Below are 26,270 nucleotides of genomic sequence, written 5' to 3'. Positions count from 1 at the left end.
CTAAAATTAATTGTATTTTTGGGGAAAATTAAAACACCATGATTCCATTTTCACCACCCAGAATTGACCAAGCTATTGTTGACGAAGTATCCAAAGCATTATTGTCTGGTTGGATTACGACTGGACCAAGAACTAAGTTGTTTGAAAATAAATTAACGGCATATGTTGGTTGTCGAAAAACAATTTGTTTAAATTCTGCAACTGCGGGAATGGAGTTGATGTTAAGATGGTTTGGCGTAGGACCAGGTGACGAGGTTATAATACCTGCTTATACTTATTGTGCCACGGCAAATGTAGTGATGCATTGTGGTGCTACTCCTGTAATGGTAGATATTAACGAAAAGGATTTTAATATTTCTGTAGCCGCCGTTGAAAAGGCAATTTCTGCCAAAACAAAAGTGATTATGCCTGTAGATATCTCTGGTTTTCCAGCAGATTATGACGCTTTAAATGCATTGGTAAATGCTGAAAAGATCAAAAAAGTTTTTCTAGCAAATGGTGCCGAACAAAAAAAATTAGGTAGAATTTTAATACTTTCTGACGCTGCACATAGTTTTGGGGCAACAATGAATGGGAAAATGTCAGGGGCCTTAACGGATGTTTCCGTTTTTTCTTTTCATGCCGTAAAAAACTTAACCACTTCCGAAGGTGGCGGTGTCTGTTTAAACTTGCCAGATCAATTTGACATAGATGAAATTTATCAGCATTTAAATATTAATTCTTTACACGGTCAATCTAAAGATGCTTTGGCTAAAACTCAAGTTGGAAACTGGAGATATGATGTGTTGTATCCTGGCTATAAATGTAACATGACGGACATTTCAGCGGCTATTGGTTTAATTGAATTGGAGCGTTATGAATCTAATTTAGCAAGAAGAAAAGTAATTTTTGATCAATATGTCGCTGGATTTGAAAATGAGGAATGGGCAATTATTCCGCCTTATTTGACAGCGGAAAAAGAAACTTCTTACCATTTATTTTTATTGAGAATAAAAGGCATTGATGAACCGAAAAGGGATGCCATCATGCAAGCAATTTTTGAAGCTGGTGTGTCCGTGAATGTACATTTTCAGCCCTTGCCTTTATTAACGGCTTATAAGTCGCTAGGTTATAAAATGGAAGACTATCCAGTTGCTTGGGCAAAATATGAAAATGAAATTACTTTACCTGTTTATTTCGACTTGAGTGACGAAAGTGTGCAGTTTATCATTAAAGCGGTGACTAAGGCTGTTAATGGTTTACTTTGATTGCTGCTTTTGAAGTAGAAATTCAGCGTATTCAAAATCTTCTAAGTTGTCAATGTCAATGGAATGATAGCTATCCATTAAAAATTTGATGGTGTTTTCAAATTTTAAACTATCTTTTTCAAGAATTGATTTTACTTTGAAGACATAGATGGAGCCATTTAATTCGTAGACTTTAGGGCAGTCTTGTCGACGTGAAAATGTACTCGCCTTACTGTTTTTTAAGTTTCCTTTTTCATCTTCTTCAAACAATACGTAATAAGGATTACTCGCCGTCTCTTTAACAGAAACCACTAAGTCTGCTCCTGTTTCTTTAGCAAGGTCAATGGCTTTGTCAATATCACCTGCTTTTCTGAATGGGGAGGTAGGTTGTAATAAAACCAAGTAGTCAAATGCTTGTCCCGCTTCTCTAAAGTATTCAAGAGCATGAATAATCACATCTTTGCTAGTCGATTGGTCGCTTGCCAAATGATTGGGACGCATAAATGGAAGGCTTGCGCCATGGGCTACAGCTATGTCAGCAATAGCTTTGTCGTCGGTAGAAACGATTGTAGTATCAATCTGTTGCGAAGCCAAGGACGACTCAATACTCCAGGCAATTAATGGTTTACCGTTTAAGGGCCGGATATTTTTACCTGGCAGGCCTTTACTGCCACCACGTGCAGGTATGAGTCCTAAAATTTTCATTTAAAATTAATGTTTTTCACGTCATTTTGTGCTTTTTCAAAATCGACATGTTTGCCAATGTCTAGCCAATAATTTTTAATTGGGTAGTGCAATACCAACTTATTCAATTCAATTAATTTTTCTAATAAATCAGTGGCATTAAAAAAGCTATTATCTGGAATTAACGCCACTAACTCCTTCTTAAAAATATAAATACCTGCGTTTGAATAATAGGTGTAGGTTGGTTTTTCTTTTAATGCTTTAATTTGATTGCCTTCTGCTTCTATAACACCATATGGAATTTGAACTTTATAGTCGGTAGTGGCAACAATCATATCCGCGTCTTTACTGTTCAGTTCCTTAAACATGGTTTCCAAATTGATGTTGGTCAATAAGTCCGAATTCATCACCAATATGTAATCATTATAAAAATGTTTAATCTGTTTTACAGCACCAATAGTTCCTAGTGGTACATCTTCGGATACATATTGAATGTCTATTTCTTTTTCTAGGCCATTTCCGAAGTAAGTTTTAATTTGATCAGCCAAATATTTGACAGAAATGGTCAAGTGGGAAATGCCAAATTGTTTTAACAAGTCGACATTATATTCCATTATTGGTTGCTCCCCAATTTTAAGCATTGGTTTTGGTGTGTTTTCCGTTAAAGGCATTAACCTTGTTCCTTTACCACCAGCCATAATAATGGCGTCAATGGGTAAAATTGTTTTTACTTCATTAAAGTTTATCAGCCTACTCAAGCTATGGTCTTCATGTAATTCAGGAACAATTTTTATTTTATTTTCTTTAATGAATTTGATTTTTTCCGGTTCATATTTGCCTTTGATTAAAAAGGTAAATGATAGATGCATAAAATCTTTTACTGTATTCGATTTATCCAAACCTTTGATTAGTCCTCTTCTTACGTCACCATCTGTGAGGGTTCCAATAATTTTGCCATTCTCTTCAATCATTAAGGTTTGCATTCTTGGATTTGCGTCTAGTTTCACTAATGCAGCTTCAAGGGTGTCTTCTTTTTGAATGATAATTGTTGGTTTACTCATAGTGATTTAAGTATTGTAATGATTTTTTCTGCCGTATTTCCATCTCCATAGATATTCAAATTTTTAAGAAGAGGTAGTTTTTCTATTTGGGCTACTTTTGCAAGAATAGCCGAAGCTTCTACAGGAGTAGTTAAAATGTTTTTAGTTTCCAACCTTCCCTTTTGTCTTTCCCCTAAGTTAATAACATATTTAGGAAAATAGGTGGCTTCTACAAATCCACTGGAGGTATTACCCAATAAAAAAGCTGCATGTTTCATGCAGGAAAGGTAGCCTAACATGCCAAATGATTCCACCACTTTTAAAAGGGGTTGTTTTTGTTGAAATGCTAATATTTTATCCCGCACCATTTGACCCATGGTATCTGTATTGGGCATGGTGATTACTATTTGATAATGACTTATTAATTGCTCAAATGATTTTAATAACGCATCAATGTATGCTTCGTTTTTTTCAAAGGATACCGTTTCGGGATGGAATGTGGAAAGTATGGTTGGCTTACTTAAATCAATGCCAAATTTAGCTTTAAACTCGGGAATGGATAAGTATGGAATGTTGGCTAAATTGTCTACGCTTAATGCGCCAACATTGTAAATTTGGGTACTTGCTTCCACAATTTCTGCTGCCCTTTTTTTGTATTTTTCAGTAGTGACAAATAAGTATTTTGAAAAAAGGGAAATACAATGGCGGTATGCATTGTCAATGGCACCTAATGTGGTTTCTCCTGCATGTAAATGCGCAATATTTATATTGAATGGACTGGCGGCACTTACTGCAGCGTACATTTCGTAACGGTCCCCTAAGGAAATAACCATGTCGAAAGTATGATTGGCCCAGAAATCGGCAAAAAGATTACTGGTATGGGCTATTGCTTTAGATAATGCTAATGGACTATCGGAAGGTAAGTAAGTGTTTAATTGATGTGTTGGATTAAAGTTGTATTGTATTATTTCTTGAATGGTTTCCCCATGCGCTTTGGAAAGGTGTGTTCCAAAAATGATGAGTTCAAGCTCAAAATAAGTATCGGCTTGCAGTTTTTTTAATAATGGAAGATAAATCCCAAAATCTGCTCTTGAACTGGTAAGTACCCCTATTTTCATTGTTCTTTTATTAAATCATCTATTTGATAATCTTGTGTTGCTTTTTCACCAATTATTTGATGCCATTTCATGGGGGATAATCCTGTTCCTGGTCTTTTAACGCTTAGGTTAATGGCCGTAAACGAATCTCCTTTTTTTATCACTTGTCCCGCTACAATACTTTTTCTGGCTACTGCAATGTTTTTTTGCTCACTTGCCGAAGGTGTTTTAATGCCGTTCCCCATGGCTTTTTCAATGTTTCGGATGGCAGCAACCATGTCCATTAATTGTTGTGGCTCTAAAGATGCTTTATGGTCGGGACCTTCCATATTTCTGTCCAAAGTAAAGTGTTTTTCTATCACAGTTGCGCCTAAAGCTACTGCGGCAATTGGAATCTCAATCCCCAAGGTATGGTCTGAATAACCAACTTCGACCCCTAGTTTTTGTTGGATGCTCAACATGGCATTCAAGTTGACGTCTTCCATTGGGGTAGGATATTCGGTGTTGCAATGTAATATTTTAATGGTTTCTTTTGGAATGCCATTTTGTAAGAGTACATTAAATGCAGCTTCTACTTCTGCCATGTCTGCCATGCCAGTACTCATGACAATCGGTAGCTTTAATGCGGCTACTTTTTCCAAATAGGGTAGGTTGTTAATTTCTCCGGATGGGATTTTATAAAAGTCAATTTTATTTTTTAGGAACTCAATACTATCAAAATCAAAAGCAGTAGACAAAAATTTGACACCTACTTTTTCGCAATAATCTATTAAATCAAAATGGGCGCTTTCTGATAATTCTAGTTTCCGTAACATCTCAAATTGAGAATCCTTATTTTTGGTATTCGTTTGTTGGTATGCTGCTTTTTTAGCTGCTTTATTGACCAATTGAGCTGCTTTAAAAGTTTGAAATTTCACATAGTCAACTCCTGCTTTGGCTGCAACATCAATTAGCTCCTTGGCAATTTCAATGTCTCCATTATGGTTAACGCCTGCTTCTGCTATGATTAATGTTTTACTCATTTGTTCTGTTTTTTTACTGGGTTTCTCAAATACATTCCTGGTTCAGTAATCGATTTACTGATGGTTGAATTGATGCCTATAAATACATTGTCGGTGATGTCAATATTGTTTACAAAACTTACGCGAGAACCAATAAAACATTCGCTCCCTATGGTTACGGTTCCATTAATGGTGGCCGCGGTGGATATGTGGGTGTGGTCGCCAACTTTACAGTCGTGTTCCACTAATGCTTTTGAGTTAATAATGCAATTATCGCCAATGGTTGTGTCGGAATTAACCAAAACCTGATGCATGACGATAGTGCCTTGTCCTAATTGCACGTTTTTTCCAATGTGTGCCGTAGCGGCTACTATGTTTGGTAAGTTAAATTCTAATGACTGAAGGAGTTCAAATATTTTAATGCGCACCTTGGCTGAACGAATTTGTCCAACCGTAATTAAGGCGTGTTCGTATTTTTTTCTCAAGGTAGCTAAGTCTTCATCTTTACCTAAAACTGGGTAACCAAAAACTGTTTCTCCCAAGGCTAGTTGACTGTCTACAATACCAGCAATTTCAAATTCATTGGTCGATTCAATGACATCAATGCAGGATTTACAGTGTCCACCACCACCAATTAATATAATTGCTTTTTTATTCATTTATTCTTACACTTGAAGTGATATTTACTACCCTGTCTGCTAACCATTCTGCATTGGTTAAGTCTCCGGATGGTGCTTGTTTAAACATTTCTAACTTGTTCATTAAAGCCCAAATTGGTCGGGTCATTATACCTGCTTTATTGGTTTCTGTTAAAAATAAGTCTCTTGCAGCGCGGTCTTTTAGTATTATCGCATTAAGCCAGTAATTTGCTTTTGCTTCTGGTATTTCTTTTACATATTGTATCTCTGGATAATTGCTGAAAAAATCCGCATACATTGCCGATAAATCTCTTTTGTTTTGTACAAATGCTGGAAGCTGTTCAAGCTGTGCGCAAACTAATGCGGCGTTAAGGTTAGGCATACGGTAATTGTAGCCAACTTCATCATGCTCGTAATTCCATTGGTGTGGAATTTTCGCTTGGGTAGATAAATGCTTTGCGCGTTTCGCTATTTCTGGGTCGTTGGTAATTAATGCACCTCCGCCACCAGCAGTAACTGTTTTGTTTCCGTTAAAACTGAAAATACCCATTTTGCCAAAAGTTCCTGTGTGTTTTCCTTGGTAATAACTACCCAGTGATTCTGCAGCATCTTCTATAAGTGTGATGTTGAATTTTTCGCAGACAGCTAACATTTTGTCTATTTCAATCGGTAAACCAAAAGTATGCATTGGTATACAGGCCGAAATTTTATTTCCGGTTACTTTATTGTAACAAAAACCGTTTTTCATTTCGGTTGTAGCCAATAAATGCGCTTCTAATTTTGTTGGCGAAAGTCCCATGGTTTCTTTGTCCACATCCACAAAATGAGGAATGGCGTTGGCATAGGAAATGGCGTTGGCTGTTGCAATAAAAGTTAATGGCTGCGTTATTACTTCTTCGTTTTTTTGAACTCCAGCTAAAACAATTGCCAAATGCAATGAATTGGTCCCGTTTACTGTAGCAATTGCAAATTTACTGCCTGTAATTTCACACATCATTTGCTCAAACTTGTCAACGTATTGGCCTACAGAAGAAACAAAGGTGGAGTCAATTGCATCCATTACATATTTTCTTTCATTCCCAATAAAACGTGGTTCGTGTAAGGGAATAAATTTTGTAGGTTCATGGTATGTCTCGCGGATAAATTGAATTAATGCTTCCGTCATATCTCGATTATACATTGTAAATTCCGGCTTTGTATTGTTTTAAGTTTTCTGCTTCCGAAAACCAATCAATTGTCGCTTGTAGTCCTTGTTCTAATGTGTGTTCTACCTTCCAGTTCGTGTGTTCAATAATTTTTTTATTATCCCCGAATAATCTAAATACCTCCGATTTCTCAGGTCTTAATCTATCCGTATCTTGAATTATTTTTGCAGAAGGATTGATGAGGTGAATCAATGTATCCGCCATTTTTTGCATGGAAATTTCTGAATTGGTTGCAATGTTACATTCATGCCCAATTAAGAAATTACTTTTCGATATTTCGATAAATCCTTTTACCGTATCTTTTACAAATAATAAATCTCTTGTTGGTGTTAAATCTCCTAGTTTAATCTCCTCATAGCCATTTAATAATTGAGAAATGATGGTAGGTATTATTGCTCTAGCCGATTGTCTAGGTCCGTAAGTGTTAAACGGTCTTACTATAGTGATTGGCATGTCGAATGAACGGTAAAAAGAATCGGCCATACAATCGGCACCAATTTTGGAAGCAGAATATGGTGATTGTGGTTGTTTTGGATGCTTTTCATCAATCGGAACATATTGCGCAGTACCATAAATTTCAGAAGTGGAAGTGACTAAAACACGTTCAATTTCTAAATCTTTGGCGGCTTGAATAATATTTAATGTCCCCTTGATATTGGTATCTACATAACTATCTGGTGAATGATAAGAATATGGTATTGCAATTAATGCCGCAAGGTGAAATACCATATCGCAACCTTTCATAGCAGTTCTTACCCCATTTGGATCCCTTACATCTCCAGTAAATATTTCAATCTTATCCAATAAAGATTTTGGAAAGCTATCTAACCAACCCCAAGAATTAAATGAATTATAATAGCAAAAAGCTTTTACATCATATCCTTGAAGAATTAATTCTTCGACTAAATGACTTCCAATAAAACCATCTGCTCCGGTTACCAATACTTTTTTCGACATCTTACTTTATTATTTTGAAATAGTTCAGTCAAAATTACTTTTTTTTGAGCAATTTTAAAGGATTAATGGACGAAATAAATATTAAATGTCTGCCCTAATTTGCTATTAAAATTGATTTTTGGAACTTGCAATTGATAAATTATTACTTTTGATAATTATTTGAAAAGCATATTGAATCAATGAAAATCCTAACTATTATTGGTGCCCGTCCACAATTTATTAAGGCTGCTGCATTGAGTCGTGAAATTGCAAAACATGATGATGTTGAGGAAATAATTGTTCATACTGGACAGCATTTTGATGCAAATATGAGTGAAATATTTTTCTCTGAAATGGAAATTCCAAAACCCAATTATAATTTAGGAATCCACAGTTTGGGTCACGGCGCTATGACGGGTAGAATGCTGGAGGGGATTGAAGAGGTGTTGTTGAAAGAAAAACCAGATGTTTTGTTGGTTTATGGCGATACAAATTCTACCATTGCAGGTGCTTTGGCTGCAAAAAAAATTCACATTAAGGTGGCACATGTCGAAGCGGGTTTAAGAAGTTATAATATGGACATGCCCGAAGAAGTAAACCGTATCTTAACGGATAGGATTTCTGATTTTTTGTTTTGTCCCACCCAAACAGCCGTCGATAATTTAAGGAAAGAAGGTTATCAAAATATAAATTGTCAAGTGATAAAATCGGGTGATGTGATGCAAGATGCCGCTGCGTTTTATGCGGGTATATCTGCTGAAAAATCAACAGTATTAAAATCAATTGGTTTAGACCAATACGCTTTGGTAACTTTACACCGTGCAGAAAACACCGACGATATTGGTCGTTTAACTGCAATTGTATCTGCTTTGAATGCCATTCATGAAAAAATTTGTCCAATTGTTTTGCCTTTACATCCTAGAACAAAAAGTAAACTTGAAACTGCGCACTTAAATTTAAAGGTGAAAATTATTGATCCAGTTGGTTATTTTGATATGATTGAATTGATTAAACATGCCGCTTTGGTTATGACCGATAGTGGGGGATTGCAAAAAGAGGCTTTCTTCTTTAAGAAAAACTGTGTCACCATGCGCGACCAAACGGAATGGGTTGAGTTGATTGAGAATGGCGTGAATGTGTTAGTGGGTGCCGATACTGAAAAAATTAAAGCAAGTTTCCAACAAATGCTGAATAAAGCGTCAGATTTTAGCATGGATTTATACGGCAATGGGCAGGCAAGTAATAATATCATTATGGCTTTGAAAAAAGCTTTAAATAGTTAATATGTATCCCTTTTTAAAAAGAATTTTTGATATAGTTTCCGCATTTTTTGTCCTGGTTTTATTAGCACCAATCATGATTGTAATTGCAATCGTTATTGTGTTGGATAGCAAAGGTGGTGTGTTTTATAAACAGGAGAGAATTGGTAAAGACCAAATACCATTTGGTCTTTTTAAATTTCGTTCCATGAAATCCAATGCCGATAAAACCGGCCAAATTACGATTGGTGCTGATGCCAGAATTACAAAAGTTGGACGGTTTATTCGAAAATATAAAATTGATGAGTTGCCACAATTAATCAATATTATTAAAGGCGATATGAGTGTGGTTGGACCACGACCTGAAGTAGCGAAATACGTACAGTTGTATAACAAAGAACAGCTTAATGTCTTGTCTGTGCGGCCAGGCTTAACCGATTTTGCTTCTCTCGAATTTATCAATGAACAAGAGATTTTAGGCAAAGCGGAAGATCCGGATAAAACCTACATTGAAATTATTATGCCTGCAAAATTGGCTTTGAATAAAAAATACTTAGAGGAAAGAAGTCTGGGCACTGACTTTAAAATCATCTTCCAAACCATCTTTAAAATATTTAAGTAAGTAATGTTGGTTGCTGACTTAGTAGATGTAAATCTTGTTAATTTGTCTCTAGTTTCAGGCTATTTTGATTAAATTGACCATGTAAAATTGAAATTATGAAAAGTGTACTCTTATTCACCATCTTTTTTTGGAACGCGCATTTGTTTGCCCAAAAAGATTTTGAACAATCTATTGCGACAAAAATAAAAGAAGTGACTGTTTTTATAACAGGAGGAGAGGTTAAAAGAACCACTCCCGTTAGTGTGAAAAAAGGACGAAATATTTTAACGTATACTGGAATTAGTACCGTGGTGGATCAAAAAAGCATTCAATTTATTGCCGATAAAAGTGTCACCATGGTCTCGGTAAGTACCGCCATTGATTATTTGAAATTTACGGACGATAATCCGATTTTCAAAGCAATAAACGACTCTTTAAGAATGTACCATGAAAGTAAACAAAATTTCCAAGACGAAGTTAATGCTTACCAATCAGAATTGCAATTGATAAAAACCAATATGAATATCAAGGGTAATCAAGCTACATTGCTGGCCAGTGAATTAAAAGCCATGGCCGATTACCATTTGAAAAGAACCATGGAACTCAATAAAATAATTAGCAGTTATAAAGGGAAACAAAAGAAAGTTCAAACGAGAATTCATGCTTTATCTAGTCAATTGCAAGAATTGAATTATAAAGAACAAACGCACAGTAATCAAATTGTTGTAATTGTAGATTCAAAGTCTGACCGAACTATTAATACGGAATTAAAGTACGTTATTTCAAACTGCGGTTGGCAAGCAAATTACGACCTGTCTGCCCAAGATGTTTCTGGGATAATTAATCTTAAATACAAAGCAAAGGTGTTTAATAATACCGGTAATGATTGGGAGGAGGTGAAACTAACACTTTCGTCTTCCAATCCTAATTTATCTGCGTCTGCACCTATTTTAGATGCTTGGTTTTTAAATAATAGAACAGTTTCTAGTGCATTTGCAAAAAGGAAGGCAGTGATTGTTCCACAAAATAGAGGGTACGATCAATGGTATTCCAATGCTTCTGTACCTCAAATGAGTCAGAATTTGAGTGGCGTAGGTGGAAAACTTGGTGCAGATAAAGTAGGGGATGCAGTAAAAATAACATCCATAGAAGTGCCACAATTGAGTAGTGAATTCCCTATTAAAATACCTTATTCCATTCCTTCCAACTCCAAGCCTTATTTGGTGGCTATTGATGCATTTGATTTACCTGCAACTTTTTCACATAAAGCAGTTCCTAAACTAGACAAAGATGCCTTTCTAATGGCAAATATTGTTGGTTGGGAAAAGTTAAACTTAATCCCTGGTCCATCTAACGTCTACTATCAAGGGGTTTATGTTGGCGAATCTTATTTGAATACTTGTAATGTGGATGATACTTTGAGCTTGTCTTTTGGAAGAGATAATAAAGTGGTTGTTGAGAAGAAATTAATGGAAGAATTTTCTAATACTAAAATGATTGGCGCAAATAAAAAAGATACTTACACTTATGAGATTATTGTAAAGAATAACATGGGGACTACATTGAATATGGATTTGTTTGATCAAATACCAATTTCTCAAGAGAGTGATATAACTGTAAGTGTAAATGAAATATCCAGTGCTTTTCAAAATGAAGATACCGGTATTTTATCTTGGAAACTTGCTTTACAACCTGGACAACAACAGGTGTATAAGGTTTCTTTTACAATCAAGTATCCGAAAAATAGAAATATAACGGTCAAAAAATACCGTACTATTTCAGCACCTAGTTTTTAAGATATGATATTTATCATCTTGTAAATTGACCAATGTGCAGTTCGTTTGACTTAAATTTTTCTAATTTTGAAAATCGAAAGATTAATTATTTAAAGATGAAGACAATTTTAGTACCTACAGATTTTTCAGAAAATGCTTATAAAGCATTAGAATACGCAAGTTATTTGGCTTCCCAAATAGGTGCTAAAATTGTGGTGTTGAATTCTTATCAAATCCCATCTGGGACTTCCAATGTGATGATCAATTTTGCAGATATTTTGGAGAAGGATTCAAAAGAAGATTTAGCCAAACTCCTAGATAAATTAAAAAACATTGAAGATTTTAAAGGTGTAGAATATATTCCATTCAGTTGTTATGGCTTTTTAACACAAACGATCGAAATAGCTTCGAAGAATCATAGCATTGATTTAATTGTTATGGGAACCACTGGAGCTAGTAACATAAAAAATAAAATATTTGGTAGTAATACATTGGCTACTATAAAAGTGGTTGACTACCCAATAGTAGTTGTACCACAAGAAACACAATTCTCTGCCTGGAAAAATGTTATTTTGGCTTCTAATGAAGACGATAGTATTTTGGCTGTTGCACAAAAATTGAATGATATTGTTGGTTTGGAAAATGTAAATATGGATATTGTATCCGTTGTTCCTAAAAATGAGCAAAAAGCAGATCATGCAACTTTGATTCTAGGTTTAGATGGATATAATGCGCAATATTCTTTTCATACAGAAGAAAATGATAGTGTGGTTGAAGGTGTATTGAATTATACAGAAAACCACGCCTCTAATATCATTGTCCTTCATAAAAAAAGCTATTCTTTTCTTGAGGGGTTAATGCATAGTAGTGTGACTAAAAAATTAGCCATGCACAGCAAAAAACCACTATTGATCATTTAATTTAACCATAGACTTCCACTCCATGCATTCCGCGGGCGACTTTGGTAAAATAATGGCGTATACCTTCAAGTATTGCAGAACTAAAATGTTTATTTGTGTTTGTCTCTCCTGATGTTAATTGGGCGGGAGAAAGCGGGACGTTTCTTTAATTTTTACCAAAGTTTATACTATTCGCTTGAATAGCAATCGAAGGCGGAGGAAGACCAAATTACATCCGTATCAAGAAGCGCAGGCTAACTATAAGCTGAGCAGACGCCTAGACCAACTCTTTTTCTACCAAATACTTTGCAATTTGCACCGCGTTTGTCGCTGCACCCTTTCGGATGTTATCTGCAACAATCCATAAATTAATCGTGTTGGGTTGGCTTTCGTCTAAACGAATTCTCCCTACAAAAACATCATTCTTTCCTGCTGCATAAATAGGCATGGGATAAGTGTTTGTTTCAGGGTTGTCCTTTAAGGTAATGCCTTCAGTATGGTGTAACAATTGTCTGATTTCAGCAATGTTTGGCGTTTGGTTAAATTCAATGTTTACAGACTCGGAATGACCGCCAACTACAGGTACACGCACTGCTGTTGCAGTAACGTTGATACTTTCGTCTAGAATCTTTTTCGTTTCATTGGTCAACTTCATTTCTTCCTTGGTGTATCCATTTTCTGTAAAGTCGTCGCAATGCGGTAAACAGTTTTTGTGAATAGGGTAAGGGTAAACCATTTCGGCTTGAGTGCCTGCCATTTCGTTTTCTAATTGACGAACTGCTTTTACACCGGTACCAGTAATCGATTGGTAAGTAGAAACTACCGCTCTTTTAATGCCGTATTTTTGATGCAATGGGGCCATGGTTAATACCAGTTGAATGGTAGAACAATTTGGATTAGCTATAATCTTATCGTTTGCCGTTAATAAATGTGCATTGATTTCTGGTACTACTAATTTCTTAGTTGGATCCATTCTCCAAGCAGATGAATTGTCAATCACTGTAGTGCCATTAGCCGCAAATTTTTCTGCCCAAGCCAAAGAAACATCTCCACCAGCTGAAAAAATAGCAATTTGTGGTTTCAAGGATACAGCAGTTTCAAGTCCTACACATGTGTATTCTTTTCCTTTGAAGGTGACCGTTGTTCCAACTGATTTTTCTGAAGCTACTGGTATCAATTCTGTCACTTCAAAATTGAACTCTTCCAATACCTTAATCATTTCTTGACCAACCATTCCAGTAACACCTACAATTGCTAATTTCATATCCCTGCTTTTTATTTGCAATGCAAAATTACTATATTTACAACATATAAAATAACCCATGAAGAATATTTTAACATCTCTTTTTTTATTTGTTAACTTCTTTCTATTTTCCCAGATAAACGATCCGTTCTCTGATGGAGATTTCTCTGCGAATCCAATATGGACCGGTCAGGATAGTAGTTTTATCGTCAATGCAAATAATGAATTGCAATTATTTTCCTTTCCAGCCACGGATACTGCTTATTTGAGCACGAATTCAACATTGATTGATGATGCCGAATGGTTTTTTAAAGTGAGATTAGATTTTGGGACCAGCTCTGCCAATTTAGCTCGGGTTTATTTGGTGTCCGACCAAGCAGATTTAAGGGGGGCATTAAATGGTTATTTTGTGTTAATTGGTAGTTCTGATGATGAGGTCTCCTTATACCGTCAAGATGGTTTAAGTACCACAAAAATAATAGATGGTACTGATGGGTTTGTAGGGCAGTCTACTGTAGATGTAAACGTAAAAGCAAGTCGATTGACCAATGGTGATTGGACCTTGTCGGCTGATAATACAGGAGGAAGTTCATTTACCAATATGGGAAGTGTAAACGATATTACTCATAACAATACTAATCACTTTGGCTTTTTCTGTAAGTATACTTCAACCCGTTCCGAAAAATTCTTCTTTGATGATGTGTTCGTCAGTAATTTAGTGACGGTCGACACGGTTAAACCACAGCTGAGTTCGGTGGAAGTGATGTCTGATCAAATATTAAGGGTTTGGTTTACCGAAAACGTAAGTGTTACCACTGCAGAAAATACCAGTAATTATTCGGCGGATAATGGATTGGGGCAACCGAGTACGGCAACAATTTTAGCCAGTAATCACCAAGCGGTTGACCTGACCTTTGGCACTGCTTTTCAAAACCAAGTCGACAATGTTTTGACGGTAGAAAATGTAGCAGATGATTCGAGCAATGTGATGCTGCTTTCTACCATTCACTTTTTGTACAGCCAACCTTTTTCAACCGCTTTTAAAGATGTGATTATTACCGAATTTATGGCTGACCCAAGTCCGGTTGTTGGTTTGCCTGAAGAGGAATACATAGAAATTTACAACAATAGCAATGGCGTTATCGATTTAAATGGATGGACCATTGCGGATGGTTCTGGTTCAAGTACGCTTTCAAGTTATGTTATTTATCCCGATTCTTATGTGCTTTTGTGTGCAAGTGGTAGTAGTGCCAGTTATGGTATTTTCAATGTTTTGGAAGGCAGTTGGCCCTCATTAAACAATACAGGAGATCAAATTATACTAAAAAATGAATTGGGCGACGTAGTCGATTCTTTGCTGTACACCAAGGCTTGGTATCAAGACGAAGATAAGGAAGAAGGCGGTTGGAGTTTAGAGTTGAAAAATATTAATGGGCTGTGTGATGATGCTAGTAATTGGTCGGCTGCTATTGCCCAATCTGGTGGAACACCGGGTTACGAAAATTCTATTTTTACCACGGAAAATAATACTGAAAAACCAACCGTCTCACAGGTTTATTTAGCTGCTGACTCTAGTTTATATATCCATCTTTCAAAATCTGTTTCGGGAGGGGATATTGTAGTTAAACCAAATATTCCATTTACACAAAATACCCAAGGCGCTTGGCTCGTACTTGATTTTAATGCCTTGGTGATAAAACAAACTTATCAGGTTACGCTGTCTGGTTTTATGGATTGCTGGGGCAACGAAATGGATGCCTATAGTTATACTTTTCAATTGCCTGAGCAAGCGGAAAAGGGAGATGTTTTGATCAATGAAATATTGTTTAATCCCATTACTGGTGGAGATGATTATTTGGAGTTGGTTAATGTTTCCGACAAAACCATTGCCTTAAATGAATTGTCAATTGCTAATATTGAGGATGAAATCGTAGGTAATATTAAAGCACTTTCCAATTTTGGAATCTTGTGGCATCCAGGTCAGTATTTAGTGTTTACACCCGACTCTAATTCCGTAATTACTGCTTTTCCTAATTATGCGCCAGGTTGTTTTATTCCGCTTAGTTTACCTACTTACGGCAATGACTCCGGTACCATAGTTTTATTGGGGGAAGACAATATGGTTTTGGATCAGTTTTCTTATCAGGAAGAAATGCAGTTTGTGTTGATTGACGACCAAAACGGAAAGGCCTTGGAAAGACTGTCATTTGATTTACCTACCCAATCCATGGATAATTGGCACACCGCTTCAGAATTGGAAAACTGGGGAACACCAGGCTATAAAAATTCTCAAAATTTACAGGCGATAGCAAAAGGACAGGTGACATTAACCCAAGCTATTTTTTCTCCCAATAACGACGGTTATCAAGATTTTCTTGAAATTTCGTACGAAATAACACAGGTGGATGCCTTAATGGATGTGGTGATCTACAATAGTGTAGGACAACAAATAAAAGAATTAAAAGATAATTTTTATGCGGGAAAAAGTGGGGTGATCATTTGGGATGGCATTGACGACAACGGGCAAAAAGCCAATGTGGGTTCATATATTGTAGCTGTTCGAATATTCGATTTAGCAGGCAATGTAAAGCAGTATAAATTAGTTGGGGTATTGGCCACACAATTGTAAGTGTACTTTGTCCATTTAAAACTGATAAAGTTCAGCCTATAAGTCCCCGTTGAAAGTCTATTAAATTTAAAAGTATTTAATTACTTTTGCACCGTTATTTAATTCAAAGATTAAAATGATAGAAACAGACATCATCATCATAGGAGCCGGACCAGTAGGATTGTTTACCGTGTTCGAAGCAGGTTTATTAAAATTGAAATGTCATTTAATTGATTCTTTGCCACAACCTGGCGGACAGTTAACTGAAATTTATCCAAAAAAACCAATTTATGATATCCCAGGATATCCAACAGTGGATGCTGGTGAATTGGTGGATAATTTAATGGAACAAATTGCACCATTTAAACCTGAATTCACCTTGGGTGAGTCCGCGGTGTCAATTGATGAAGTAGAAGATAATAAATTTGTAGTGACGACCAATAAGGGGACAAAACACAAGGCGCCAATTGTAATGGTTGCGGGCGGATTAGGTGTTTTTGAACCAAGGAAACCACCTGTTGAAAATTTAGAAAAATACGAAGACAAAGGTGTAGAGTACATCATTAAAGATCCTGAGTTTTACAGAGGGAAGTCGGTAGTTGTTGCCGGTGGTGGAGATTCAGCTTTGGATTGGTCTATTTACTTGATTGAAAATAAAATTGCCAAGGAATTGTCATTGGTCCACCGTAGAAACTCTTTTAGAGGACATTTAGATTCAGTTCAAAAGGTAATGGATTTAGCGGATGCTGGAAAAATAAATTTGATTACCGAAGCTGAGGTAATTGGGATTGATGGTGATGATGCTTTAAAAAGTGTAACCATTAAACACAACAAGCAAGGAGAGTTTAAAAAAGAAGCAGATCACTTTGTACCATTGTTTGGTTTAAAACCAACTTTAGGTCCTATTGCTGATTGGGGATTAGAAATTGAAAAGAATGCGATTGTAGTAGATACTGTTGACTATTCAACCAACCGACCAGGTATTTATGCCATTGGTGATGTAAATACTTACACGGGTAAATTGAAGTTGATTTTATGTGGCTTCCACGAAGGTACTATTGCAGTACAATCTGCTTTTGCTAGAATTCACCCAGACAAAAAGAACGTCTTAAAATATACTACCGTAAATGGCGTAAACGGATTTTAATTTACTTTTCGCCAACCGTTTATGCTTATTATCCGTTTGTTTACATATTAGATTTAATGTGTAAAATTAAGGGATGAATAAGATAATAGCAGCCATTGTATATATATTATTAGCAATTAATGGGATCTCTCAATTTGAGTACGATCCCATTAATTTTGATGCCAATAATATTCATTTTTATACCCTTTCCTACGACCATAAAATTTATAATATTTCAAGGGATAATGTACTAAGGGAGACTGAGGAAGGTACGAATGTTATTAAGGAATACAGTATCTACAATGGCTTTCCTATTAGAGGAAATGCAAGGATGTTTAAAGTAGATAGTTTCCTAGTGATATTGAATGACGAAAGGACTTTTGCTGATTATTCTGGGGTGCTAGTCTTTAATATGAATTCTAAAGAACAGCACTTTTTTAATTGGACTGATTATTTGGCTGATTTTGCAGGAGAAGACCAAATATCTATTGCTTTAATGACACAGTTTATTGGAAGTGGAAACGGTAATTTGTATGTGTTTCGACTTTCTTATATGGATGCAAGACCAATCCTACTTCAATTAAATCCTATCCATGGTTTTCAGGTGGTTGAATTAAGTAGTTTAGCTGCCGTACTGCAGCCTTCGGAAACGGTTAGGTCGTTTGGTAGTTCCGATTCTGTTATGGCTATCTATACCAGTTTAGATAGAGTTATTTTTTGGGAAATTAATAATCATAATGAAATAAAAATACTTCCCTATAGCTTTTCTGAAACGCCCTACTTTTTTGAGCCTAATAACTATTCTTTTCCTTTTTATACAGCTGGCAATATTTGTGGTCTAATGGATACAACCGGTTTTTCTAGGAACTTTTCTACAGAATTTAATTTACCTGATCAATCTGCAGGAGGACGCTTTTTTATTGGAGACTCACTGTGTATTTCCTATGCTGCTAATCAGGAAATAGTGATAATTGACACTAGTGATAATGTAAAGACAATTAACTATTTACAAGATTTAAATATTAACGGAAGTTTAAGTAGTATAATGCCCCATTCAGATAAAGAATCACTCTTGATAAATACATATTCCTTCCCTGCTGAAGTATACGAGCCAGGACTCTATCAACTTAAAACAAATCATACTACTTTGGCAATTCATACCTCCCCTTTAAAAAATATCCAAGACTATTACCAGGATTATGGATACCTCAATAGAGATAATGCACTTTATTTGATGGGCCATAATTCTTATGCTATAAATATAGACGGTAGTTTTAGTCAGTTTCTACTGCAACATGACTTTCTGAAAAAAGAATCCAATTTTAAGCTAAGTATCTACAGAGGATTTGTTGGAGAAGACGCAGGTGGAAACGTTTATGGTAAAATAACCCATGATTACAAATATGAATTAAACTACTTAGATACTAATTTTTACATTAAAGTGAATGCCAAAACTTATCAATACACAGTTGTAAACCAATCGATATTCGATTCTGTGATTTATCATAAAGGATTCAAAACAGCAACTGGTGGTTATAGTATTGTAAATGGAAAATTAAAATATCACTTAGATAAGGGGGCTGCGGACTTCTTTTATTCGGTGCCAGAAGATTCTCTTGAAAAAGCCTTTAAAGTCAATGAAAAAATATTTGTTACTTCTTTTAATGCTATTTACGCATTTTATCCGAGTACAAATACCTTTAAAAAAATACAAAGTTTTAATGTGGCTTTACCTTTGTTTAATCCCAGTTACGATTTATTAGGTAACGTTTACATAGGAGTTTATTCCTTTAACGAAGGTCCTAAACTTTACAGAATGACTTTTGAGGATTCTATTTTTTATGAAGTGAAAGCGCCAAATGTTAATACGGGTGTCAATGGTAGTTATTTACATGACTGGTATGGCAATATTTATCGAGAACGTACTTTAAATTCGATAGCTTTGCCAAGTCAAGGGTATGAAACTATGCCTTTTTATAATGGTTTTGAGTGGCGTTTTCAAAATAGCCTTTTAAGTAATCTTCCATTCCAGGGTTCGAGTTATAGGCTAATCGCTTCTCCTTTCTCTACAAGTGTTGTATTGGAACGAATTGCTGGACGGTATGTAGCCGTAAATTGTCCAACACGAGAACTAGAAGAAGTAAATACGGTGTATTATTTGCGGGACAGTTCCCAGTTTCCAGAGATTAATTTGGGAGTTGACATTAAAAAAGCATATTGGGCTGATGGACGAACCGACCTTAACTATAAGGTTTATAGGCCAGGTGAACATTGGGTGAAAGTTTTATTCGAAAATGGCTGCTCTTCTGTTAAAACCTTTAAAGTAGAACTTTTGCCAACCCAAAATAATACAAATAAAGATATACTTTACGACTTTAATAATAACCCCTTTCCGCTCATATTTGATGATCATTTAAAAGGAGATTTATTTATCTATGATTTAAAGGGGTCGCAGGTTAAAAAAATTAACAATTATGAAAATAATTGGTTACCAGCGCTTAACTTTAAAGGTGCTGTATTGGTATATGCACTCATGAAAGATGGAGAGAAACTACAAACTGGTCGAATTATATTTTTATGAGAAAGATTGTGTTATATTTCATTTTAGATTTAAATTTGCAAAAAAATAAACAAATGTAAATTTGTGTTTTAATACGGAATCCAAATGGAAAATACAATTATTGTAAATATTATTGACCGAGAAGGTAAAACGCACGAGCTGGAAGCACCAACGGACATGAACATGAACATCATGGAAGTATGCAAGTCCTACGAGTTACCTGTTGAAGGACGCTGTGGTGGAATGGCTATGTGCGCCACTTGCCAATGTTATTTAGAGTCTGACACTGAATTGCCGGAACAATCTGACATGGAATTAGACATGTTAGATGAAGCTTTTTTTGTAGAAGACAATAGCCGTTTAGGCTGCCAGATTCATGTTACCGAAGCAATTGATGGCATTACTTTAAGATTAGCCCCTGAAGGAAATTAAAACTAGAAAAAATAGAGTTTTATTATACCAGACAAATCCAGTCTGGTTTTTTTGCGCTTAATAATTCAAAAACAAATTTTAATTTGTGGCTTATAGTAGCATTGTAATATTTAAGTAAAAACAAAATAGATGTAATTAAAAGATATAAACCAATACTGATTTATATTCAATTGTTCTCCCACTTTTTAATAAACCCAGGTACACTATATTCAAGCAAACAGTAAAAAAACTACATCTAAAAAGATTGTAGCGTGTTAAAAATTAGTATCTTGAAAATAAAAAGGTGTAAGTGTTGCATTGCTTCTCCTTGGGTAAGCAACCAAATATCCTCAAACGTCAAGCCATGAAATTCCTAATGTTTATTACTGTATTTTTCTTTGGGACAGCAGCTTTCAGTCAACAAAGTCTATTTATTCCAGATACGAATGCCTTTTGGAATATTGGTATAATTGATTTTGGGGACTATTATACGCAAAATCCATAAGGTGTTCTCGGAGATACTGTAATCAATGGTAATACTTACAAAAAAATATATCAATCAAATAACCCTGCATGGAGTAATATGGACAACGATTACTTTTGTGCCGTTCGACAGCAAAATGATACTTGGTTATTTATACCGAAAGGCAATACTCAGGCCTATTTGTTATATGATTTTGATGTCGTTGTTGGCGACACCATTAATGTTGACAACCCTTGGGCTTCAGGTCCTGTCCAGTCATTAATTACTAGCATAGATTCCGTTTTGATTCAGGGAGGGTATAGGGATAGGTTGCATTTAGACGCTGTTGGTGGCGGTTTTCCTGAAGTTTGGATAGCAGGGATTGGTAGTAGCAATGGCTTGTTTTATTCTGGATATTATATTTTCGATTATGGCTTTCAACTGATGTGCTTCCACGAAAATGACAGTTTAAAATATATGAATGCACCTAATAATGATTGTAATTATCAAACCGTTGGCATTGAAGAAGTTGAGAACTCTCCATATTGGTCAGTTTATCCAAACCCGGTAAGCGATAGTTTTGAAATTAAAATAGCAGCTGATTTATTAAAAATAAAATCGATTAAAATATATGATAACCAGGGTAGAATGATTAGACAAATTAGGCCAATGGAAATTTCAAATGTGAACAAAATTGAAGGAATCGATTCCGGCTTGTATTTAGTTTCAGTTGTGTTTCAAGACAATGAAATAAGCACAAAAAAAGTTGTCGTATTATAAAAACTGATACCAACAAGTTGAATAAAAAATGTAAGATGAAAAAAATAGTTTTAATTCTATTACTGCCAATACTGTTCCATGTCTCCTGTAATTCTTTTGATCCAGCTTCACCTGAATTGCTTGCGGAAGCCATTGTTAATTCGATAAAGGAAAACGACGAAGATAAATTTGTTACTTATTATGCCAGTTATGCCGACCGTCTTGAAAATTTAAAGGATCATGCTTATTCAAGCGACGTCGAAAATAAATTAATGGCAGGTTTAAATAATTACAAAAATAAATACGCCAAAAACCCACACGATAATTTCAAGTCCATTATGTTTAAAGTGAAAGAGAATAAGGTAGACCTCTCAAAACTTGAAATCAAAGACATTACTGTTCGGTCTAGTAAAACATTTGGGTACGAAAAATGGGCAGTTAGAATTACTTTTCAAAAACATGATTTCGAATTATCCATAACAGAGAGTTCAGCTTACAGACGTGGGGTTCTTTGCACGCAAAATGTTTATCTTTTTTAGATAATAGGTAAGGTCTTATGATGACGGATGCGTAAAATTATTATTGTTTTTTCTCAAGGTATGCATGAAGAAAATGGAGAGGTGTTAAGCCAGTATGCTTTTTAAAGAATCGAATAAAGTAGGAGGTTTCATTAAAGCCTAATGCTTCACTGATTTGATTGACGTTATATTCCGAGTGCATTAACATTCTTTTGGCTTCAAGCATGATGCGCTCACTAATTAACTGGGTGCTGGTTTTATTAAAGCAGGCTTTGGTTACTCTGTTCAAATGTTTTTCTGTGATGTTCAGCATTGCCGCGTACTCCTTTGCAAACTTAATGCTTTTAAAATTTGATTCGATCACGTCCTCAAATTCCCTCACCTTTTTCAAATACACCACACTTTTTACTTTGTAGGTGGGGATATATTCTCGTGAGATACTAATGTAAACCATGGTAATTAAGGCATGAATTTTTTCCCATTTGAGTAATTCGTTTTTTTGACTTTCAAGTACCAGCTCTAACATTAATCCTTCTAATTGTAACTGTGTCGCTTCACTCACATGGATGATTGGTGAACTTTGAAAAGAAGCAAAAAAGGCAAAATCTTTCAAACTAGAAGTGACATACCTTTTATCGTAAAAATCTTTGGTGTGAAAAAATACAAAACCATCAATATCATCAGAAAGTTCCCAGTAATGCATTTCTCCTGGTTTAAGTATAAATAATGTGCCAGGTTTCACTTGGTAGGTTTCAAAATCTATTTCGTGCTTTCCACTGCCTTTTGTAAATAAAATAATTAAGTAAAAGTCATGCTTATGAGGTAATTTGGTGAAATGATGTCCTTTAATGTGTACGTTGGCATAATTCGCATAAAAATCATTGTCATGCTGGGTAGATTGAAATTCCTTAATACTGTATATTGGAAATGCACTGTTCATGATCAAATATACAAAAAATGTCTTAATTGTGCTATTGTATGCGTAAGTAGTATATTCCTAAATAAGATAATTCCACGACCTTTGACACATGAAAAGTGTGAGAAAAATATTCCAGTTTGTCAATAATGTTTATTCTGAGAAATGTCCTAGTTGTAAACAAGGGTATGCTTTTAAAAAAGGGACTAAACTTTTTGCTGTTCCCGAAATGAATGTGGCTTGTGATGCCTGTCAGTATAAATTTGAAAGAGAGCCTGGTTACTTTATTGGCGCCATGTATATCAGTTATGGATTGTCTACCTTTCAAGCAATTGTAGCTTACTTGCTTACCAATATGTTATGGCCTTCCATTTCTATTGCATTACTGCTAGGCATAATAACCATGACCTTAGTGTTGTTTGCAAAGCTCAATTTTAAATGGGCAAGACTAATTTACATATACATTTTCCCTTGGTAATTACTTTATTGTAATGAATAGATAATCACATGTCATTTATTATGAGCCCGTTTTGAAGCCATATAGTTTAAAGGGGAATATTTTTTGAATTTTAGGATAGTAATCTTATTGAATTCTACTTTCTTTGCGTAAAATATTTGGCAAATAGATGACTGAATTATTGTTCTTAGTAAAATTAATTGTAGCCATTTCATTTGTGATTGGTTTGTCACTGCTTGCTGAAAATGTCAGTCCAAAAGTTGCAGGAGTTTTATCCGGTTATCCAACAGGTTCTGCAATAACATTATTTTTCTTTGGGTTAGAAGCTAGTCCAGAGTTTGCTGCAAAAAGCGCGGTTTATAACATGATTGGGTTGACGGCGGCTTTATCATTTGTTTATATCTATTATATATGTTCTAAGTATTTTACCCGATACAATATTATTTTTTCATCTCTCATTTCTCTCTTAGGATACCTTGTCGTTGTTTGGCTGTTACACTTTATAGAGATTAACAAATTCATTGCCGTTTTAATCCCTATTGTATGTTCTTTTTTGTGCATATTTCTTTTTAGAAAAATAAAAAATATTAGCATCCAAACTAAAGCTAAGCTCAACTACAAAACACTTTTTTTAAGGGCAATTTTTGCAGCTTTTATCATATTGTTAATAACAAGTGCCCCAAGATTTTTTGGGCCAACATTGTCTGGTCTTTTCTCAGCTTTTCCCACAACTTTGTTTCCGTTAATGTTAATTATTCATTTTACCTATTCAAAAGAACACGTGCATACAATAATAAAAAATGTTCCTATTGGTATGTTCTCCTTAATAATTTACTCTTTAACCGTGTCTATAGTATATCCTTTATTTGGTATTTATTTAGGTACCTTAATCTCTTTTGGGGCGGCAACTATTTATCTATTTATTTATAAAAAAGTAATGAGTTATTTTTGAAGTGGTATGGGTTTAATTAGTTGACATTATGTGTGTTATTTTGAAGTGTTTTAAGGTGTAATTTTCAGTTAACCATGCGTTGAAATAAAGGGAGAAATCTATACAGTTTTATAAACTTTTCAACGCACTGTGTTATTTTATTGACTTGAATGATGACTTTATCACTGTTGGTGTAATAAAGTGGCGTCTTTTTATATTATGAATAGCAGTCAATGAATTCGAAGCTTAAAAAAGAAGTAAATAGATAGTCTTTTACAAAAAATAATTACTTTAGCTTAAGTAAGGCGTTAGCATTGATTTGATTAGTGTTTTTAAATGATGCTGGACTCAGTAATATTGTTATTCCAAAGTTGAAACCCATTACATTTATGAAACATTTATTGAGCTTATTTTTATTGATGGTTTTTAACCATGCGTTTACACAGTCTCCTGCTTATATTACAACCGATAAAGCCATTGCGGATATTGAACAGCTGATTGCTACATTTGAAAATGTGCACTACAATCCTTACTTCAAAACTTCAAAAAAAGTAATCAATACCATAAAAGATGAGCAGTTGAGCAGTTGGAAAAATGACTCAGTTCCTATGCGACAATTTATTGGGATTTGTATGAAGTTAACGGCTATGATGAGTGGCGGTCATTCTGGGATGAATTGGCAACATGCTAAATTGATTCCTGAAATAAAGGCACATGTTTATCTTCCTTTTACAGGTAAGCTGGTTGAAGAGGATGGGATTTTTATAGTGACAAAGTCTGGTCTTTCTGTTATCGTGCCTGGCATGAAAATTAAATCGATTAATGGTATCAGTGTCGTCAAATTATTTAAAGAATGTATGGCGTATAGCGGCGGGATTGATGCTTATAAAATTGCTAATGTTGAAAGGGCATTCCCCGTTTACTTATTCTTTAACGACAGTTTAAAAGCGCCTTATTCTATTGCGATTGCTGACTCAGACGAGCTATTTACAACAGATGGTATAAGAATTGCCGAACTCGCAAAAATTTTAAATTCAAGTGTAAAACAGGTTGATTATTCATTCGATATACTAGATAATAATATTGGTTTAATGGCATACAATAGTAGTAATAATTACAAGAAATTTAATCAATTTTTGAAGGCGACTTTCAAGACGATACAAGCAAAGCATATTGATAAATTGATCATTGATATTCGAGCGAACGGAGGCGGGAATTCAAGTTTAAACGATTTGCTTTTGTCGTATATCACCACCAAGCCATACCAGCAGGCGAGTGGTAGGTATTGGAAGGTGAGTGAGGAATCAAAAAAAGCTTACGCTAATAACAAAGTCTACACAAAGCTATTTGGTAAAGATTTTATGGTTAAATACATGAAAACCCCAAACCAAACAGTGATTGTTGATTTGGACTCAACAGGGCTTGTTCAGCCAGAAAAACCTCCTTATTATTTTACAGGAAAAACTTGTTTGTTAATAGGTCCGAGTACTTTCTCTAGTGCTAATTTTTTAGCTGATGCTGTAAAAACATATCAAATTACAACCTTAATCGGCAGTCCAACCGGAGAGTACACGAATGACTTTGGTGAGCAAATAAGCTTTGTCTTAAAAAACACTAAAAGTGAAGTTAATATTAGCTCAACTTATGATATTGGAGCAAATGGAAATGATTCGATAATGGCTCCCGTTTATCCCGATATTGAAGTGGCAACAGATGTGCTTAAGTATGCCATGAATTGGTTGGAGAATAATGCGGAAAAAAAATAAACCCATCAAAACTTGCCTTGCGGCTTAGGCGTTACAAATATGGTTTTGAAATATGGGGAGGGAGAGTTAATCTTAGCATAGGTGATTTGGAATTTCCAATATGGCTATGTTTCGAATTTTAACGTAGCATTTTCTTTCTAGAGCGTTTTTC

24 protein-coding genes are annotated in these 26,270 nt (G+C 35.1%); 15 read left to right on the top strand and 9 right to left on the bottom strand.

Annotation, left to right across the window (positions count from 1 at the left end; genetic code table 11):
* The first annotated feature begins 38 nt into the window (after positions 1-38).
* Positions 39-1,247, top strand: a complete 1,209-nt coding sequence (locus DNU06_RS13075; RefSeq protein WP_111063933.1) for a DegT/DnrJ/EryC1/StrS family aminotransferase — start codon at positions 39-41, stop codon at positions 1,245-1,247.
* Here DNU06_RS13075 and DNU06_RS13070 read toward each other — a convergent pair.
* Genes DNU06_RS13070 through DNU06_RS13040 form a run of 7 tightly spaced genes read right to left on the bottom strand, consistent with a single transcriptional unit; the run spans position 1,239 to position 7,848 of the window.
* Positions 1,239-1,931, bottom strand: a complete 693-nt coding sequence (locus DNU06_RS13070) for an acylneuraminate cytidylyltransferase family protein (RefSeq protein WP_111063931.1) — start codon at positions 1,929-1,931, stop codon at positions 1,239-1,241. The genes DNU06_RS13075 and DNU06_RS13070 overlap by 9 nt on opposite strands.
* Complete coding sequence (locus tag DNU06_RS13065; protein WP_111063929.1) at positions 1,928-2,971, bottom strand: nucleotidyltransferase family protein; 1,044 nt, start codon at positions 2,969-2,971, stop codon at positions 1,928-1,930. Before DNU06_RS13065 ends, DNU06_RS13070 begins: the two co-directional genes overlap by 4 nt.
* Positions 2,968-4,068 carry a UDP-N-acetylglucosamine 2-epimerase gene (gene neuC / locus DNU06_RS13060; RefSeq protein WP_111063927.1) on the bottom strand — a complete coding sequence of 367 codons (1,101 nt, stop codon included), beginning with the start codon at positions 4,066-4,068 and terminating at the stop codon, positions 2,968-2,970. Before neuC ends, DNU06_RS13065 begins: the two co-directional genes overlap by 4 nt.
* On the bottom strand, positions 4,065-5,069 hold the full coding sequence (gene neuB / locus DNU06_RS13055) for an N-acetylneuraminate synthase (RefSeq protein WP_111063925.1): 1,005 nt from the start codon (positions 5,067-5,069) through the stop codon (positions 4,065-4,067). The genes neuC and neuB overlap by 4 nt, the downstream gene beginning before the upstream one ends.
* Positions 5,066-5,707: an acetyltransferase gene (locus tag DNU06_RS13050; protein ID WP_111063923.1), complete on the bottom strand. Its 642-nt coding sequence runs from the start codon at positions 5,705-5,707 to the stop codon at positions 5,066-5,068. Before DNU06_RS13050 ends, neuB begins: the two co-directional genes overlap by 4 nt.
* Positions 5,700-6,866, bottom strand: a complete 1,167-nt coding sequence (locus DNU06_RS13045) for a LegC family aminotransferase (protein ID WP_199399028.1) — start codon at positions 6,864-6,866, stop codon at positions 5,700-5,702. Before DNU06_RS13045 ends, DNU06_RS13050 begins: the two co-directional genes overlap by 8 nt.
* On the bottom strand, positions 6,859-7,848 hold the full coding sequence (locus DNU06_RS13040; RefSeq protein ID WP_111063921.1) for an NAD-dependent 4,6-dehydratase LegB: 990 nt from the start codon (positions 7,846-7,848) through the stop codon (positions 6,859-6,861). Before DNU06_RS13040 ends, DNU06_RS13045 begins: the two co-directional genes overlap by 8 nt.
* A 179-nt stretch (positions 7,849-8,027) precedes the next feature.
* Here DNU06_RS13040 and wecB point away from each other — a divergent pair, with 179 nt between their 5' ends.
* The 4 genes from wecB to DNU06_RS13020 all read left to right on the top strand — a co-directional run bounded on the left by wecB (position 8,028) and on the right by DNU06_RS13020 (position 12,382).
* Positions 8,028-9,110 (top strand): non-hydrolyzing UDP-N-acetylglucosamine 2-epimerase, encoded by a 1,083-nt coding sequence (gene wecB / locus DNU06_RS13035; RefSeq protein ID WP_111063919.1) that lies wholly within the window; start codon positions 8,028-8,030, stop codon positions 9,108-9,110.
* 1 nt (position 9,111) lies between these two features.
* Positions 9,112-9,708, top strand: a complete 597-nt coding sequence (locus tag DNU06_RS13030; protein ID WP_111063917.1) for a sugar transferase — start codon at positions 9,112-9,114, stop codon at positions 9,706-9,708.
* A gap of 95 nt (positions 9,709-9,803) precedes the next feature.
* Complete coding sequence (locus DNU06_RS13025) at positions 9,804-11,483, top strand: DUF4139 domain-containing protein (RefSeq protein WP_111063915.1); 1,680 nt, start codon at positions 9,804-9,806, stop codon at positions 11,481-11,483.
* Between the two features lie 95 nt (positions 11,484-11,578).
* The gene (locus tag DNU06_RS13020) at positions 11,579-12,382 is read left to right on the top strand and encodes a universal stress protein (protein ID WP_158526895.1); all 804 of its coding nucleotides are present in this window, start codon (positions 11,579-11,581) and stop codon (positions 12,380-12,382) included.
* A gap of 256 nt (positions 12,383-12,638) precedes the next feature.
* On the opposite strand, the gene DNU06_RS13015 is transcribed toward DNU06_RS13020, so the two are convergent.
* Positions 12,639-13,625 carry an aspartate-semialdehyde dehydrogenase gene (locus tag DNU06_RS13015; RefSeq protein ID WP_111063911.1) on the bottom strand — a complete coding sequence of 329 codons (987 nt, stop codon included), beginning with the start codon at positions 13,623-13,625 and terminating at the stop codon, positions 12,639-12,641.
* Between the two features lie 58 nt (positions 13,626-13,683).
* On the opposite strand from DNU06_RS13015, the gene DNU06_RS13010 reads away from it, so the two are divergent.
* From DNU06_RS13010 to DNU06_RS12985, 7 genes are all read left to right on the top strand, one after another.
* On the top strand, positions 13,684-16,233 hold the full coding sequence (locus tag DNU06_RS13010) for a lamin tail domain-containing protein (RefSeq protein WP_111063909.1): 2,550 nt from the start codon (positions 13,684-13,686) through the stop codon (positions 16,231-16,233).
* A gap of 115 nt (positions 16,234-16,348) precedes the next feature.
* The gene (locus DNU06_RS13005; RefSeq protein ID WP_111063907.1) at positions 16,349-17,359 is read left to right on the top strand and encodes an NAD(P)/FAD-dependent oxidoreductase; all 1,011 of its coding nucleotides are present in this window, start codon (positions 16,349-16,351) and stop codon (positions 17,357-17,359) included.
* Positions 17,360-17,432: 73 nt separating this feature from the next.
* The gene (locus DNU06_RS13000) at positions 17,433-19,919 is read left to right on the top strand and encodes a hypothetical protein (RefSeq protein ID WP_111063905.1); all 2,487 of its coding nucleotides are present in this window, start codon (positions 17,433-17,435) and stop codon (positions 19,917-19,919) included.
* 84 nt (positions 19,920-20,003) lie between these two features.
* Entirely contained in the window at positions 20,004-20,330 is a 327-nt protein-coding gene (locus DNU06_RS12995) for a 2Fe-2S iron-sulfur cluster-binding protein (protein WP_111063903.1), read from the top strand.
* Positions 20,331-20,673: 343 nt separating this feature from the next.
* Positions 20,674-20,814, top strand: a complete 141-nt coding sequence (locus DNU06_RS17850) for a hypothetical protein (RefSeq protein ID WP_158526894.1) — start codon at positions 20,674-20,676, stop codon at positions 20,812-20,814.
* A 78-nt stretch (positions 20,815-20,892) separates the two neighbouring features.
* A complete protein-coding gene (locus DNU06_RS12990; RefSeq protein WP_111063901.1) occupies positions 20,893-21,552 on the top strand; it encodes a T9SS type A sorting domain-containing protein in 660 nt (219 codons plus the stop codon).
* A gap of 35 nt (positions 21,553-21,587) precedes the next feature.
* Positions 21,588-22,070: a hypothetical protein gene (locus DNU06_RS12985; protein WP_111063899.1), complete on the top strand. Its 483-nt coding sequence runs from the start codon at positions 21,588-21,590 to the stop codon at positions 22,068-22,070.
* A 40-nt stretch (positions 22,071-22,110) separates the two neighbouring features.
* Here the strand turns inward: DNU06_RS12985 and DNU06_RS12980 are convergent, their stop codons facing one another.
* Positions 22,111-22,989, bottom strand: a complete 879-nt coding sequence (locus DNU06_RS12980; RefSeq protein WP_111063898.1) for an AraC family transcriptional regulator — start codon at positions 22,987-22,989, stop codon at positions 22,111-22,113.
* Between the two features lie 88 nt (positions 22,990-23,077).
* On the opposite strand from DNU06_RS12980, the gene DNU06_RS12975 reads away from it, so the two are divergent.
* From DNU06_RS12975 to DNU06_RS12965, 3 genes are all read left to right on the top strand, one after another.
* Positions 23,078-23,443 (top strand): DUF983 domain-containing protein, encoded by a 366-nt coding sequence (locus DNU06_RS12975; RefSeq protein WP_111063896.1) that lies wholly within the window; start codon positions 23,078-23,080, stop codon positions 23,441-23,443.
* A gap of 148 nt (positions 23,444-23,591) precedes the next feature.
* Positions 23,592-24,374, top strand: coding sequence for a hypothetical protein (locus DNU06_RS12970; protein ID WP_111063894.1), 783 nt, complete (start codon positions 23,592-23,594; stop codon positions 24,372-24,374).
* Between the two features lie 368 nt (positions 24,375-24,742).
* Positions 24,743-26,119, top strand: a complete 1,377-nt coding sequence (locus tag DNU06_RS12965; protein WP_146239242.1) for a S41 family peptidase — start codon at positions 24,743-24,745, stop codon at positions 26,117-26,119.
* The last annotated feature ends 151 nt before the right edge of the window (positions 26,120-26,270 follow it).

This window comes from Putridiphycobacter roseus, from assembly GCF_003234935.1.
Taxonomy (GTDB): domain Bacteria; phylum Bacteroidota; class Bacteroidia; order Flavobacteriales_D; family Crocinitomicaceae; genus Putridiphycobacter; species Putridiphycobacter roseus.
This window is presented reverse-complemented; position numbering and strand designations above follow the sequence as displayed.

What these genes read in the sequence shown, in the direction of transcription:
- DNU06_RS13075 (WP_111063933.1), top strand. Translation starts at nt 39, where the DNA reads ATGATTCCATTTTCACCACCCAGAATTGACCAAGCTATTGTTGACGAA.
- DNU06_RS13070 (WP_111063931.1), bottom strand. Translation starts at nt 1,931, where the DNA reads ATGAAAATTTTAGGACTCATACCTGCACGTGGTGGCAGTAAAGGCCTG.
- DNU06_RS13065 (WP_111063929.1), bottom strand. Translation starts at nt 2,971, where the DNA reads ATGAGTAAACCAACAATTATCATTCAAAAAGAAGACACCCTTGAAGCT.
- neuC (WP_111063927.1), bottom strand. Translation starts at nt 4,068, where the DNA reads ATGAAAATAGGGGTACTTACCAGTTCAAGAGCAGATTTTGGGATTTAT.
- neuB (WP_111063925.1), bottom strand. Translation starts at nt 5,069, where the DNA reads ATGAGTAAAACATTAATCATAGCAGAAGCAGGCGTTAACCATAATGGA.
- DNU06_RS13050 (WP_111063923.1), bottom strand. Translation starts at nt 5,707, where the DNA reads ATGAATAAAAAAGCAATTATATTAATTGGTGGTGGTGGACACTGTAAA.
- DNU06_RS13045 (WP_199399028.1), bottom strand. Translation starts at nt 6,866, where the DNA reads ATGTATAATCGAGATATGACGGAAGCATTAATTCAATTTATCCGCGAG.
- DNU06_RS13040 (WP_111063921.1), bottom strand. Translation starts at nt 7,848, where the DNA reads ATGTCGAAAAAAGTATTGGTAACCGGAGCAGATGGTTTTATTGGAAGT.
- wecB (WP_111063919.1), top strand. Translation starts at nt 8,028, where the DNA reads ATGAAAATCCTAACTATTATTGGTGCCCGTCCACAATTTATTAAGGCT.
- DNU06_RS13030 (WP_111063917.1), top strand. Translation starts at nt 9,112, where the DNA reads ATGTATCCCTTTTTAAAAAGAATTTTTGATATAGTTTCCGCATTTTTT.
- DNU06_RS13025 (WP_111063915.1), top strand. Translation starts at nt 9,804, where the DNA reads ATGAAAAGTGTACTCTTATTCACCATCTTTTTTTGGAACGCGCATTTG.
- DNU06_RS13020 (WP_158526895.1), top strand. Translation starts at nt 11,579, where the DNA reads ATGAAGACAATTTTAGTACCTACAGATTTTTCAGAAAATGCTTATAAA.
- DNU06_RS13015 (WP_111063911.1), bottom strand. Translation starts at nt 13,625, where the DNA reads ATGAAATTAGCAATTGTAGGTGTTACTGGAATGGTTGGTCAAGAAATG.
- DNU06_RS13010 (WP_111063909.1), top strand. Translation starts at nt 13,684, where the DNA reads ATGAAGAATATTTTAACATCTCTTTTTTTATTTGTTAACTTCTTTCTA.
- DNU06_RS13005 (WP_111063907.1), top strand. Translation starts at nt 16,349, where the DNA reads ATGATAGAAACAGACATCATCATCATAGGAGCCGGACCAGTAGGATTG.
- DNU06_RS13000 (WP_111063905.1), top strand. Translation starts at nt 17,433, where the DNA reads ATGAATAAGATAATAGCAGCCATTGTATATATATTATTAGCAATTAAT.
- DNU06_RS12995 (WP_111063903.1), top strand. Translation starts at nt 20,004, where the DNA reads ATGGAAAATACAATTATTGTAAATATTATTGACCGAGAAGGTAAAACG.
- DNU06_RS17850 (WP_158526894.1), top strand. Translation starts at nt 20,674, where the DNA reads ATGAAATTCCTAATGTTTATTACTGTATTTTTCTTTGGGACAGCAGCT.
- DNU06_RS12990 (WP_111063901.1), top strand. Translation starts at nt 20,893, where the DNA reads ATGGACAACGATTACTTTTGTGCCGTTCGACAGCAAAATGATACTTGG.
- DNU06_RS12985 (WP_111063899.1), top strand. Translation starts at nt 21,588, where the DNA reads ATGAAAAAAATAGTTTTAATTCTATTACTGCCAATACTGTTCCATGTC.
- DNU06_RS12980 (WP_111063898.1), bottom strand. Translation starts at nt 22,989, where the DNA reads ATGAACAGTGCATTTCCAATATACAGTATTAAGGAATTTCAATCTACC.
- DNU06_RS12975 (WP_111063896.1), top strand. Translation starts at nt 23,078, where the DNA reads ATGAAAAGTGTGAGAAAAATATTCCAGTTTGTCAATAATGTTTATTCT.
- DNU06_RS12970 (WP_111063894.1), top strand. Translation starts at nt 23,592, where the DNA reads ATGACTGAATTATTGTTCTTAGTAAAATTAATTGTAGCCATTTCATTT.
- DNU06_RS12965 (WP_146239242.1), top strand. Translation starts at nt 24,743, where the DNA reads ATGAAACATTTATTGAGCTTATTTTTATTGATGGTTTTTAACCATGCG.